We start from the raw sequence: 13,000 nt of genomic DNA, 5'->3' as shown, positions 1-13,000 counted from the left end.
AACTAATGACTTCCCGCATATCTCCTTAATTTCATTAAGGAACCATTCATTTAAATGAATATTGCCTAAATCTCGTTTAAGCAATAATGGCTCCCCCCCCTACTGGACGACGTTAGAACCTGTTTTATTTAGAGTGCAGGCTTGATGAAGACTCTCCTCCATCAACCGTATACAAACTTCCAGTTACGTAGCTTGCTTCGTCTGATGCCAAAAAAGCTGCAACATTTGCAACATCCTCTACTTTCCCAATTTTCCCTAGTGGATTCGATTTCGCATAGTCATCAAATTCTTTCTCAGAAGCAAAGACACTCCTCAACATCGGTGTATCAATTGGACCAGGCAGAATTGCATTTATCCTTACTCCTTCTGCAGCATACTCCTGTGCCATGCATTTTGTGAGCATGGTTATAGCGGCTTTCGTTGCACAATATGCAGGAGCAGCTGGGTCGGGGACTAACCCAAGCCCAGAAGAGATGTTAATGATAGTACCCTTACTATTCTTAATCAGCGGAATCCCATACGTGCACATCAAATACGTCCCCTTAATGTTGGTATCAACAATGTCATCCAACTGCTTCTTTGTTGTGCTCTCTACCGCCTCCTCAAAGTAAACGCCAGCATTATTGACGAGAATATCTAGACTTTTGATTTGTTCAAAAGCTGCTTTGATTTGTTCTTCTTCTCGTATATCGACTTGATAAAATTCTGCCTCGTAGTCTGGCTTTTTAACATCAAAAACTATGGCCTTTGCACCTTCCCTAATAAACCTCCCAGCAATAGCCTTACCAATTCCTTGCGAACCCCCAGTTATTAATGCGGTTTTGTTCTCTAGCTTCATATTTTTATTCTACCAAAAAACCGCCTGTTTGGCGATTCTTTGGTTTGCTTAAATCTCGTTTAAGCAGTACTGATTCTTGCACATATCTCCTAAATGAAACTAAGGATTCCTTAATTACATTTAGGATGAGTGCAATTCTCTAGCTACATTTTGATTTCGATGTCAACGCCGGCAGGAAGGTTGAGACTGGTTAAGGCCTCAATCACCTTCTGGCTGGGGTTGAGAATGTCTATGATTCTCTTGTGCACCCTCATCTCAAACTGTTCCCTTGAGTCCTTATGCACAAAAGAAGAGCGATTCACCGTATACTTCTTAATTTCCGTTGGCAAGGGAACAGGACCTACTGCCTCGCATCCATATCTGAGAACAGTATCAATGATCTGCTTTGAGGAAGCGTCAATGACCTTATGGTCGTAGGCTGAGATCTTTATTCTCAGCTTTTGCTGCAATGGCAAGAGTTTTTCTGCTTTTTGCTTTGTCGGAGGCATAAAAGGTACGGGGCGTGAGGAACGAGGGATGGTTAGTTGAGAATCTTGATCACAACTCCTGCTCCCACGGTCTTTCCACCCTCCCTGATGGCAAATCTCTGCTTTTCTTCCATGGCAATTGGCACCAAGAGTTTTACCTTAAAGTTCACGGTATCTCCAGGCATTACCATTTCGGTCCCCTCTGGAAGTTCAACGTCGCCGGTTACATCTGTAGTTCTAAAGTAGAACTGCGGTTTGTACCCCTTAAAGAATGGGGTGTGTCTTCCACCTTCCTCTTTGGCCAAAACATACACCTCGGCCTCAAACTCGGTGTGGGGTGTTACGGATCCTGGCTTTGCTAACACCTGACCTCGTTCAATCTCTTCTTTCTTGGTTCCTCGCAAAAGAATACCAACGTTATCACCGGCTCGTCCTTCATCTAAAGACTTGTTAAACATTTCTACAGACACAACAACGGTTTTTGAGGTGGGCTTAATGCCAACCAGCTCAACTTCTTCGTTGGACTTCACAATGCCACGCTCAATTCTTCCCGTAGCTACGGTTCCTCGCCCTTCAATCGAAAAGACATCTTCTACTGCCATTAAAAATGGCTTGTCTATCTCTCGAACAGGCTCTGGAATGTATTCATCCACCTTGTTCATGAGTTCCAAGATGGGTTTTATTGCTTCGTCGTCCACGGAAGTTGCCTCCAATGCCTTTAGAGCAGAACCCCGAATTACAGGAACATCATCTCCTGGGTAGTTATACTTTTTTAAAAGCTCTCTGACCTCAGATTCTACCAAATCTGCAATTTCTGGGTCATCCACCATATCAATCTTGTTCAAAAAAACAATAATAGACGGAATTCCCACTTGCCTGGCTAAAAGAATGTGCTCTCTGGTCTGAGGCATGGGGCCGTCTGGAGCTGAAACCACCAAAATGGCGCCATCCATCTGGGCTGCTCCCGTAATCATGTTCTTGATATAGTCTGCATGGCCTGGAGCGTCAATGTGTGCATAGTGGCGCTTGTCGGTCTCATACTCCAAGTGCGCGATGTTAATGGTAATACCCCGCTGTTTTTCTTCTGGAGCAGCGTCAATCTGGTCAATCGATTTCTCGGTCACGTTCTTTCCTGCCAACTTCAAACTATGCAGGATGGCCGCTGACAACGTGGTTTTTCCGTGGTCAACGTGACCAATGGTACCAACATTGACGTGGGGCTTTGTTCGCTCAAACTTTTCTGCCATATGTGTATTCTTCGATCAATTCTTATTTATTACTTAAGTATTGCAATTATCAATTATACTCGCTACTGCTCGTTAATTGACAATGTTCCAATTATACTCGCTACTGCTCGTTAATTGACAATGTTCCAATTATACTCGCTACTGCTCGTTAATTGACAATGTTCCAATTATAGCGGCAAATCGTCAATTGTCAACTCCCCAGGAACAGGCCCCATCTCTTCTTCCTCCAAAGGAGGTTCAACTGCCTCCTCTTGGCTATGATGCAAGTCCTGATTTTCGTAGGGGAGAATTATCATCACGGGCTTTCCGTTTTCAACAATGATAATCTTTCCCTTATCTTTTTGCAGTATGCGTTTTAATTCTTCCAAGTCCATAGTTCTTTTATCTGCGCTTGCCTTCAATAATTTCATTTGCTATATTCCCCGGCACCTCCTCATACGTGTTGAACTCCATGGTAAAGGTTCCTCTTCCTTCGGTCAAGGACCTCACGTTGGTGGCATACCCAAACATCTCAGATAAAGGAATCTTGACATCTATCACCTTGAGGTTTCCCCGGTCTTTTGTCTCTTCAATCCTTCCTCTTCTTGCTGACAAATCTCCAATTACGTCTCCAAGAAAATTAGAGGGTATTATTACCTCAAGCGACATTACGGGTTCCAGCAACACTGCATGAGCTTTCTTTGCTGCAGCCTGAAAGGCAATGGAGGCGGCAATCTTAAAGGCAAACTCAGAAGAGTCCACCTCATGAAAAGACCCGTCAAGCAGCGTTGCTTTCAAGTCAATAACAGGATACCCAGCTATCACTCCCTTGTCCATGGCTTCTTTTACTCCTTTTTCTACGGCTGGAATGTATTCTTGAGGAATAGCGCCGCCCTTAATCTTATTTACAAACTCAAAGCCCTCTCCCCGCTCCTTGGCCTCAACGCTCAAAACGACGTGACCATACTGCCCACGACCGCCAGACTGCCTGACATACTTCTCTTCTGCTTCTGCTTCTTGCTTAATGGTTTCCTTGTAGGCAACCTGAGGTCTTCCAACATTGGCTGTAACATTAAACTCTCTTTTCATTCGGTCTACGATGATTTCCAAGTGCAGCTCTCCCATGCCAGAGATAATGATCTCTTTGGTCTCCTGGTCTGTTAAAACCCTAAAGGTTGGGTCTTCGTCCGACAAACGTTTTAACGCCATGCCCATTTTCTCCTGGTCAGCTTTGGTGGCAGGTTCAATGCGAACCGAAATAACAGGCTCTGGAAAGGTAATCTGTTCAAGCAAGATGGGGTTTGCTTCGTCCGACAAGGTGTGCCCCGTGGAAGTGTTTTTAAGCCCCACAGTGGCAGCAATGTCCCCCGCATAGAGCTCCTCCACCTCTTCTCTTTCATTCGCATGCATTCTCAAGATACGAGAAATCCTCTCTTTGACGCCCGTCGTAGCGTTATACACATACGAGCCCTTTTTTAAAGTACCGGAGTACACGCGAAAATACGTTAGGGTACCTACAAAGGGATCGGTTGCAATCTTGAAGGCAAGAGCAGAGAAGGGTTCCGTATCTATTGCGTGGCGTTCAATCTCCTGGCCGGAACGCGGGTCAATCCCTTTAATGGGAGGAACATCTTGAGGAGAAGGCAGATAGTCCACCACTCCGTCAAGCATTAACTGCACACCTTTGTTTTTTAAAGAAGAACCCACAAACACGGGAATCAACTTATTTGCCAAAGCGGCTTTGCGCAATACTCTCTTTATATCTAGAGCCGGTATTTCTTCTCCCGCAAGATACCTATTCATTAAAGACTCGTCCTCTCCTGCTACCTTTTCCATGAGTTTTTCTCGCCACACTTTTGCCTTCTCTTTTAAATCTGCTGGAATTTCCTCCTCTTTGACCGTTTCCCCAAAGTCCCCCGTAAACGAGTATGCCTTCATTGAAATTAAGTCGATTATCTTTGAGAATTGGTCCTCTTCTCCATTAGGAATCTGCACCGCTACAGCATTTGGCGTAAGTTTTTCTACAATGGAGCCAAAGCTTTTCTCAAAAGAAGCTCCCATGCGATCTAACTTGTTGATAAAACACATACGGGGAACCTCAAATTTGTCGGCTTGGCGCCACACCGTTTCTGACTGGGGTTCCACCCCCGCCACTCCGTCAAACACGACAATGGCACCGTCCAGCACCCGCAAGGAGCGCTGTACCTCTACGGTAAAGTCAATGTGGCCCGGAGTATCAATAATGTTGATTCGAACCTCCTTTTCTTTGTTCTTCTCTTTCACATAGGTTGGAGTCCAAAAGCACGTGGTGGCGGCTGCGGTAATGGTAATGCCGCGTTCCCTCTCTTGCTCCATCCAGTCCATGATAGCTGCCCCTTCATGCACCTCCCCTATCTTGTGGGAAATACCCGTGTAAAACAAAATACGCTCGGTCGTGGTGGTTTTCCCGGCGTCAATGTGGGCGATTATTCCAATATCGCGCACTCTCTCAATAGGGTATTGTCTCGGCATACTGCTTTTGCATTACAAAAGCGCAAGAGTCTCGCCAGAGCGTAGCATCGGGCAGGCCGTGGGTATGGCGCTGCGGAGCGAGGCGAGATTCTTGCGCCCATATCTCACCACGCGAAGTGCGCAAATGCTCTGTTTGCTTCTGCCATGCGATGCGTATCTTCTTTTTTCTTGAAAGCCGCCCCTTCACGCTTATACGCTGCCATGAGTTCTTCAGCTAACTTCTCTTGCATGGGTTTCCCTTTTTTGGAACGGGCTGCAGTAATAATCCACCTTGTGGCCAAAGATTCTTTACGGTGGTCTTTTACCTGAACGGGAACCTGGTAGGTCGCTCCCCCCACTCTTTTTGAACGAACTTCAATCATGGGAGCAACATTTTCTAGGGCACGCTCAAACACCTCCACGGGATCTTTCTTGGTCTTCTCTTTTACAATATCAAAAGCACCGTACACAATCTTTCTTGCAACAGCCTTCTTGCCCCGCATCATAATGTGGTTCACAAACTTTGCCACTGTGGCATTGCTGTATTTCAGGTCAGGATTGGGAACTCTTTTTTGAAACTTTCCTCTTGGCATACTAATTTCGTTAGAAATCAAGGTTCTTGCGTTGGCAAGGTTCTTACTTTGCTCTCTTGGTTCCGTACTTTGATCTCTCTTGTTTTCTTCCTTCCACGCTTCCTGCATCCAAGACTCCCCGCACAATATGGTAACGAACTCCAGGAAGATCCTTTACTCTTCCACCTCGAAGCAGCACCACGGAGTGCTCTTGAAGGTTGTGGCCTATGCCTGGGATGTAGGCCGTAACCTCCATGCCGTTGGAAAGACGGACCCTTGCAACCTTGCGCAATGCAGAGTTTGGCTTTTTTGGAGTGGTGGTAAACACACGCAGGCATACTCCCCTTTTATATGGAGCTGCATACCGCACGGGCTGGTTCTTTTTTGTGTTAAAACCAAAACTTAAAGCAGGTGTTTTGTCCTTTCCCTTGGATTTCTTTCTTGGTCTCTTTATAAGTTGATGAATCGTTGGCATATGAAACAATTTTCACACAGAAGCTTATCAAAACTCCCATGTTTTGTCAATAAAACTTAACGAAATTAAGGATACGGCTCATTCCCTAGAAAAATGGGGTACCGACAATAAGGCTAAAGATGAGGTTCACTACATAAGACACAAAACCAAAGAAAAAGAAAATAACAAAGAGTAAGACAAAAAGACCAAACCGGGAGAGAAAGATTCTCAAAGCGTCAAACGAACGGGGCAGAAAGGTAAACAAAACGTGGGAACCGTCGAGGGGAGGAATAGGCAAGAGGTTAAATATTGCCAACAGGATGTTTAAGAAGACAATATAAGAAAAGATTAAGACCAGAGCTGGATTGAGCTCTACTAAAGGCAAAAAACGCAGAGCCAAGCCAAAAATCAGGGCAATAGCAAGATTGGAACCAGGCCCTGCTATGCTTACCAAAGCAGAACCATATTTCCCCTTAAGATTCATGGGATTGACCGGAACCGGTTTTGCCCAGCCAAAGATAATTCCCCCACCTCCAAGCTGGGACATTAAAATAAGAAACCCCGGCAAGAGAATGGAACCTATGGGATCTAAGTGAGGAATGGGGTTTAAGGTTAGCCTTCCTGCATTCTTTGCCGTGGGGTCACCTAGGGCATTGGCTACAACGCCGTGGGAGACTTCGTGGATTACCACAGAGAATATTAAGATAGCAATGAGGAATATAAATTCCATACGGCTTATTCTATCATACTTTGTATCTAGTATCTAGTATTTAGTATTTAATATTTTGAGTTTGTTTGGAATTTGTCTGGCTGCGCCATATCTTGCGAAGCGAGAGATTTTGACATTTAGCTTTCAAAATACTATATTGTGGTTATATGGCACAGCGATGTACACAGTGCGGCAAAGGCAGAAACCTTGCCTGGAGATTAGTAAAGCTCCGTGGTAAGTACAACCCTACCGTAAAGAGAATCCAGAAACCCAATCTCCAGTGGGCAAAGTTGGCTTCGGGAGAACGCGTGAAACTTTGTGCTAAATGCAAGAAGGCATTGGCAAAAACATAATCGGGGCATAGTGCAACGGCAGCACAAGTCCATGGGGGCTAAAAACCACCTGCGTGGTTTTTAGCGGGAAACCTACCTTAATTTGCCATGTCGCCGCTGAGGCGACGGCATAAGAAGGGTTTCCCCGGGTCCGCCGAAGGCGGATACCTTAAAAAATGACGGGGAGTAGTATAATGGTAGTACGTACGCATGGGGTGCGTACAGCCCGGGTCCGATTCCCGGCTCCCCGACAAGGGTGATTTTATCAAGCCAAGCAGTTTATACATGAAATTCACAATCTCTCTTAAAAAGGAACACCTTCTCAATATCATGAGGAAATGTAGGTATGCCCCAGACGGACAAGACAGCAGAACCGGTGAACTCCGGTTTTTTCGGTCTCTTACGGGCAGAAGATACCCACGATTTCACCTCTACGCCACAACTACGGATGACGAGGCAATCATTAAACTTCATTTAGACCAAAAACAACCTTCCTACCAAGGCAGCTCTGCCCACAGTGGAGAATACGAAGGACCACTCCTGAAGCAAGAAGCTCAGCGCATCCTAAATCTCGTTTAAGCAGCACTCTTGGGGAGGACCTGCTCTTTTATCTTCTGCCACCAGGAAGCATCATAATCTTTAAGTAGTTTCAACTGGCTCTCGTAAATATTCTCAAAGTATCCGTTTCCCACCTTTACCTCTTCAGCACACTTTGAAAGTAGAGATAGTCTGTCTGCAACTTTTACTATCTTTGCCTCCATACTCTCCCCATTTGAATCTTCATTCCAGAGGGCAATGTATTTCTCTTTCATGTCTTTTGGCAATCCCTCATACACCTGAGGGATGACCTCGCGGTTCACCTTTTGGATGGTTTCTTTTACCTCGTTTGAATAATGCTTAAATGGAGTGAGGATGTCGCCTGAAAACATCTCCTCTGTGTCGTGAATCAAAGCCATGGTGACTGCTTTCTCTCGGTTTATCTCAATGTCTGCTTTTTCCAAAATATCACAGAGCAGGGAAACATAGTAAGCGGTGTAAAAGGAATGCTCTGCCACGCTCTCTGGAAAATGCTGGGGAATAGAGCTGAATCTTACCACGTGGGCCAGTCCCCTATTTAAGATGTGGGGGAAAATGTTCATTGGTATATTGTAACAAAAAAAGTTATCGGAAAGCAAAACCCCGCCCTCTAAGCCGTCTGAATGACCTACTTATCATTGCGCTGGTTCATCTTTGCAATAAACGCAACGACATCATTCCGGCAGCATAGAGGGCGGGGCTGTACGCCCTATTCTCCTATAAATATTTCCGACAAAGGTCTAAGTGGATGCCACGGTGAGGTGTAACCCACGGGTCACACTCTGCCCAGCTTCCTAAGAAAGATATAGCGGAAAATTTAAAAGAAGAACGGGGCTTCTTGTATTGTACCACAGAGGTAAGGGACCTCGTCAAATCAACCTCACAATCCCAATACCCGAACCATTTGTTTGATGAGAGAAACCACTACGGCTTGAGGCAGAAGACTATATGAAGAAACTCCTTTATCGTCTTTAACCACCCACGGCTTCTCAAGAACTTTTACTTTCTGCTCTTGTTCTTGCCACTCATACACATACTCCGGAGTAATTTCGTAATCATCAATGTATTCATGTGCTGCATTTACGGGTACGGTATTTCGCAATAGGATTTTCGGAATTCCATGCAAGTTGAATGCCTGCTCCATGAGTTTTGCATCCATCTTTAAACGTGCTTTGATGGGCCCTGTGCCGAGCTCGTCCCCCTCCTTTGGTACCATTTCAATTTCCTTGCCGCCATGATTTGGATGATCACAGATAAGATAAAATTCTTTTGTATCTTCTTTGTATCCTACCTTAAGCGTTGAAAGAAGTTTTAGGTTTCTTGAAGTTTGGTCCACGGGGCATATTCTTCGCCATTTAATTCTCTCATCAATCACGCTTGTAGGCACATCAATGAGGGTGAAAAAGTCTGGGTCGTCTCGGTACCCAACCAGGTCGCGAAAGAACAAGGAATATGAAATTTGATCCAACGTACGTGGAAATCCGTCAAGAAAAATCGCCTTCTTCTCTCTTTTTGCTATTTCCTTCTTTACAAGAGCTAAAATAAGTTCGGTTGGAAGAAGGGATTGGGTACTCCGGTTTTCAAGGCTTGAGATAATATCATCAAGAGAAACCCATCCCCGATAAGACTTTTCAAGAAAGGTGAGGAGTTCTTTCTTTCTCGCAGGATCCTGAATAACGCTATCTAGATCTCGTACGATGTCTCCTATGGCAACGTGAGAGATACGTTCTGGGCCAACAAGTTCAGCAAACATTTTTGAATATGTTCCTTTGCCGGCATTTTTTTTACCAAGAAAATACGCAATGAAGGTATTTAAAGAAAGGTACTTTTGAAGCTTCGCAATCTCCTCTCCTGCTTTTGCTTCAAAATACTCCTTTTGCTCTTGAGGGCTGGTAAGATTAAATGTTCGGTCAAGCCCTACGATTTTCGTTTTAAAAAGCGGGAATTCAATTTTCCCTGCGTTTGGTTGCTCCATGATAATCCATTCTGCCTAAATCTCATTTAGGCAACACACAAATAAAAATATAATCGTATTTGCTTAAATTCTATTTAGTTATCCCCACCTGAATGGAATTTAGGTAGGGGGAAATAAAATAGAATAGTACCCTCTTGGTCTGTTCTGCGTACTTTTATACCATATTCCGCCAAATTCGCAAGAACTTCTGGATGTGGATGTCCAAATCTATTATCCTTGCCAACGGAAATGATCGCGGTAGAAGGTCCCACCGCCCCCAAAAGCTCCCGGGCAGTTGAGGTTTTGGAACCATGATGAGCAATCTTCAGAATATCAGCTACAAGCTCACTTTCTGCTTTAACCACCCTTTTCTCTATCTTCTTTGTCGTGTCTCCCAAAAGAAGGACTTCGTGCTCTCCATATACTAATCTTGCAATAATAGAGGTTTCGTTGCTCTTTTCTTTCTGAATATCAATTCCCTGCTCTGGATACAGAATCTCAAGCACGGCTTCAGATCCCTCAAACACAATTCTTTGTCCTGCTTTAGCCAGAATCTCTTGCGTGCCCTCTTTTTTCAAGGCCTTCTCAAAAGCCTTAAATACCTTGGTATCCTTTCTCTTGCCGGTCCAGAGAACATTCTTAACCTCATAGCTCAAAAGCACATTCACCAATCCCGCAACATGATCTGCATCGGGATGAGTTAAAACAACAAGATCGATGGTCTTATCCCAAAAGGGCATAACCTCTCCAAGCCTTAAAAGAACCTTCGCATCCGGTCCTCCATCAATGAGAACCTGGTGGCCCTGTGGCGTTTCAAAGAATATGGCGTCTCCTTGCCCAACATCAAAGAAAGCAAGCTCCAAAGAGGGGCTAAAAAGAACTTCGCTCCAAAGGACTGGGGCGATAAAGCTTGCCCCCAGGAACACTAGAACAATCAGAGTAACTTTCATGCCAACACAAACCCCGCCCTCTAAGCTGTTTGGATGACCTACTTATCACTCCGACAGCATAGAGGGCGGGGTTGCAAAATAGCCTTCTTAATAGTTTACTTATTCCCCAAAATTCGGAACATCTTCGTGCCGCATTTTGGGCAGGTGCCTGTCATAGCTCTCCGTGTTTTTCCGCCCTTTCCCTTCATGGGAACCTCTCTGGCACCCTGTATCTCTCTTTTTGCCTTACACTTTACACAGTATCCCTCAGTAGGATCAGCCATATTATGAATAATGGTTAGGTTATACCAAACGACCTTTCCCTCTCTTTACGTCTCATTCTCAATGTTGAACGAAGTGAAACATCAAGGTTTTGAGGGTTTACCCCTCAAGTTCTTATTATACCTTAAATAAAGCCAAAGTAGTAGTCAAGCCCCCCATCCAAATCCGGGACGATTCTTGAACATTACAAAAAGCCGCCTCAAGGACGACTCTTTGTTCTGTTTTCAATACATTCCATTAACAGTTACAGCACAATATCTCCACAAGCAACATACACACTTGCTTCTTCATCTGACTTATGCACGTTTATCGACAAAGGCAGACCAGCCTGCAATGTAGCCATGGAAACCTCAAGCATGGTTTCAGAATAACCATCTCCTGTAAACTCTAAAGGATACTGAACCCCACCAATATCGGTGCATGAATTCACATGGATATGTACTGGCTGTGTTACGCCCTCTGGCGCACCGGTCAAGCGCAAAACAACCCTTATTCCTGTTTCCACTTCCGTGATAATTGCTATTCCGCTCTCGCCAGATCCATTCTGTTCCTCAAGATTCACTGTTATCTCATTCACCACCTCCGGCTCACTCATCTCTGCTAGACCTTCTTCTCTTTCCCTGTCCGCAGGAGCCTGCGTGAACGCACCTGTACTCCACACATACCACCCGATTCCAGCTACAGCAACAATCCCAACGATAAGAATGTATTTATTCATCATGTATACTTTCTATTATTTCTTATACAAAACGACCTTTGTCAATTGTACCCAAAAAGCAGTTTCTCAATAACCCAACACATACAGTGTCTTTCTGCTCATTATTCGTAGGTTTTGCCGGTATTTTGAGGCACATATTCTGGGCCTTTATTGCGATAGCGTTGAATAAACTCACGAACGCGCTTTGCATCAAGCGTACCGTCCTCACGAAGATTAAACGTATCGAGTCTCGTCCACACAGCCAACGCAATGTCAGTCTCGTTAGCTACACGCGGGCTCATGATAGTGCCAGACTGCCCCTTTACGGCGTCCTTCAAAGCCGCAATGGCTTCCTGCCCAATGTCGGGCTTGTAGGTAATCCAAACCCTTCCATGCTCCAAGCTGTGGATTACAGCCTCGTCCGGCTTCTCTACATCGTAGATGCCGTCTCGCAAAGGAGTAGCCCAGTGATTCCCCGATGTTGGTGGATTTGACTGATACAAAACGCGCGTTCCTTCCTGAACATGCGTTCCGCCTTCCTGAGGTATTACACGGGAGTAATCCTCGCCCAAAGGTTCTGGGGTCAAAGCTTGAATGCCAAACCACCCTGCCACCGCAATAACACCAAGAGAAATTGCCCAGATAACAAGTTTTTTGGTCTTTCTCATTCTTCGTTCGTGTATTTGTCCTTCGCGCTTTTCCTGGTGCCTTAAGTCCTTCCTCTCTTTTTTTGATAGCTGTTCTTCCATCAGAGTTGCGCTTCAATGATTGATTGCAACTGAGAATAGGGTATGGCCCCGCGCACCGGCACTCCGTTCACAAAAGAACCTGGAGTTCCTGCAACCCCGCCCTGTATTCCCTGCTGATAGTCCTGCTCCACCTTGTCTTGGTACTTTCTTTCTGAAACACAGGTTTGAAACTGCGAAAGATTAACCCCAATTCCTAAGGCAACTTCTTCATAAAACGCATTTCCCAAACGACTCTGGCTTTCAAACATGGCATCTGCAAATTCCCAAAATCCCTCGTCCCCCTTTTGCTCCCATACGCATTCCGATGCTTCTGCTGCAGGACGTGCCTGTGGATGAATATTGTCTAAGGGAAAATGCTTGTACACCCAGCGAAGATCTCCGTCATACTCCGACAAAGCCCTAAGAACCGTAGGATGGAAACGCTGACAGAAAGGACACTCAAAATCCGAAAACTCCACCAAGGTTACTTTCGCATTGGGATTACCCCGAATATGGTCGTTTACGCCGATGGTAAAGTTAACTGTGGATCCGTTGTTATCCACCGTATTGGTGGAAGTCTCTCGCTGTGCGGTCGAGCCTGCGCGTTCTGGCACACTTCCTTCACCCATATTAGCTAAGTAAATAATGGAGCTTCCAATGACCAAAGCCGCAAACACGATGGCACCCGGCAAAAACAGCTCTTTGTATTCTTTAAGGTTGTTAACCATATATATTCTCTGTGTCCT

General features: G+C 45.1%; 16 protein-coding genes and 1 tRNA gene. 3 read left to right on the top strand and 14 right to left on the bottom strand.

Annotated elements, in window-relative coordinates; translation table 11 throughout:
- Positions 1-124: 124 nt before the first annotated feature.
- The 8 genes from IH982_00570 to IH982_00535 all read right to left on the bottom strand — a co-directional run bounded on the left by IH982_00570 (position 125) and on the right by IH982_00535 (position 6,777).
- A complete protein-coding gene (locus IH982_00570) occupies positions 125-838 on the bottom strand; it encodes an SDR family oxidoreductase (protein ID MCH7828351.1) in 714 nt (237 codons plus the stop codon).
- Positions 839-981: 143 nt separating this feature from the next.
- Complete coding sequence (rpsJ, locus tag IH982_00565; GenBank protein ID MCH7828350.1) at positions 982-1,326, bottom strand: 30S ribosomal protein S10; 345 nt, start codon at positions 1,324-1,326, stop codon at positions 982-984.
- Between the two features lie 32 nt (positions 1,327-1,358).
- The gene (tuf, locus tag IH982_00560) at positions 1,359-2,552 is read right to left on the bottom strand and encodes an elongation factor Tu (protein MCH7828349.1); all 1,194 of its coding nucleotides are present in this window, start codon (positions 2,550-2,552) and stop codon (positions 1,359-1,361) included.
- A 167-nt stretch (positions 2,553-2,719) separates the two neighbouring features.
- Positions 2,720-2,926, bottom strand: coding sequence for a hypothetical protein (locus IH982_00555; GenBank protein MCH7828348.1), 207 nt, complete (start codon positions 2,924-2,926; stop codon positions 2,720-2,722).
- Between the two features lie 7 nt (positions 2,927-2,933).
- On the bottom strand, positions 2,934-5,042 hold the full coding sequence (gene fusA / locus IH982_00550; protein MCH7828347.1) for an elongation factor G: 2,109 nt from the start codon (positions 5,040-5,042) through the stop codon (positions 2,934-2,936).
- Between the two features lie 104 nt (positions 5,043-5,146).
- On the bottom strand, positions 5,147-5,614 hold the full coding sequence (gene rpsG, locus IH982_00545; GenBank protein MCH7828346.1) for a 30S ribosomal protein S7: 468 nt from the start codon (positions 5,612-5,614) through the stop codon (positions 5,147-5,149).
- 43 nt (positions 5,615-5,657) lie between these two features.
- Positions 5,658-6,068, bottom strand: coding sequence for a 30S ribosomal protein S12 (gene rpsL / locus IH982_00540; protein MCH7828345.1), 411 nt, complete (start codon positions 6,066-6,068; stop codon positions 5,658-5,660).
- Between the two features lie 85 nt (positions 6,069-6,153).
- The gene (locus IH982_00535; protein ID MCH7828344.1) at positions 6,154-6,777 is read right to left on the bottom strand and encodes a site-2 protease family protein; all 624 of its coding nucleotides are present in this window, start codon (positions 6,775-6,777) and stop codon (positions 6,154-6,156) included.
- Positions 6,778-6,923: 146 nt separating this feature from the next.
- Between IH982_00535 and IH982_00530 the strand changes: the two genes are divergently transcribed.
- The 3 genes from IH982_00530 (at position 6,924) to IH982_00520 (ending at position 7,667) form a co-directional block, all read left to right on the top strand.
- Positions 6,924-7,109 (top strand): 50S ribosomal protein L28, encoded by a 186-nt coding sequence (locus tag IH982_00530; protein ID MCH7828343.1) that lies wholly within the window; start codon positions 6,924-6,926, stop codon positions 7,107-7,109.
- 159 nt (positions 7,110-7,268) lie between these two features.
- Positions 7,269-7,339: transfer RNA gene (locus tag IH982_00525), tRNA-Pro, on the top strand.
- 34 nt (positions 7,340-7,373) lie between these two features.
- The gene (locus IH982_00520; protein ID MCH7828342.1) at positions 7,374-7,667 is read left to right on the top strand and encodes a hypothetical protein; all 294 of its coding nucleotides are present in this window, start codon (positions 7,374-7,376) and stop codon (positions 7,665-7,667) included.
- On the opposite strand, the gene IH982_00515 is transcribed toward IH982_00520, so the two are convergent.
- The 6 genes from IH982_00515 to IH982_00490 form a co-directional block, all read right to left on the bottom strand.
- Positions 7,664-8,227, bottom strand: coding sequence for an HD domain-containing protein (locus IH982_00515; protein MCH7828341.1), 564 nt, complete (start codon positions 8,225-8,227; stop codon positions 7,664-7,666). The two genes, IH982_00520 and IH982_00515, sit on opposite strands and share 4 nt — an antisense overlap.
- Before the next feature lie 317 nt (positions 8,228-8,544).
- A complete protein-coding gene (locus IH982_00510; GenBank protein ID MCH7828340.1) occupies positions 8,545-9,639 on the bottom strand; it encodes a nucleoside monophosphate kinase in 1,095 nt (364 codons plus the stop codon).
- A 74-nt stretch (positions 9,640-9,713) separates the two neighbouring features.
- A complete protein-coding gene (locus IH982_00505) occupies positions 9,714-10,568 on the bottom strand; it encodes an MBL fold metallo-hydrolase (GenBank protein ID MCH7828339.1) in 855 nt (284 codons plus the stop codon).
- Between the two features lie 505 nt (positions 10,569-11,073).
- The gene (locus tag IH982_00500) at positions 11,074-11,550 is read right to left on the bottom strand and encodes a hypothetical protein (protein ID MCH7828338.1); all 477 of its coding nucleotides are present in this window, start codon (positions 11,548-11,550) and stop codon (positions 11,074-11,076) included.
- 98 nt (positions 11,551-11,648) lie between these two features.
- Positions 11,649-12,275, bottom strand: a complete 627-nt coding sequence (locus tag IH982_00495) for a DUF3105 domain-containing protein (GenBank protein ID MCH7828337.1) — start codon at positions 12,273-12,275, stop codon at positions 11,649-11,651.
- Positions 12,275-12,982 (bottom strand): DsbA family protein, encoded by a 708-nt coding sequence (locus tag IH982_00490; GenBank protein MCH7828336.1) that lies wholly within the window; start codon positions 12,980-12,982, stop codon positions 12,275-12,277. Before IH982_00490 ends, IH982_00495 begins: the two co-directional genes overlap by 1 nt.
- Between the last annotated feature and the right edge of the window lie 18 nt (positions 12,983-13,000).

Source organism: Patescibacteria group bacterium (assembly GCA_022563395.1).
Taxonomy (GTDB): Bacteria; Patescibacteriota; Minisyncoccia; order Minisyncoccales; family UBA10102; genus 01-FULL-49-22b.
The sequence above is the reverse complement of the archived record's forward strand: the minus strand, read 5'-3'. Positions and strand labels throughout refer to the sequence as shown.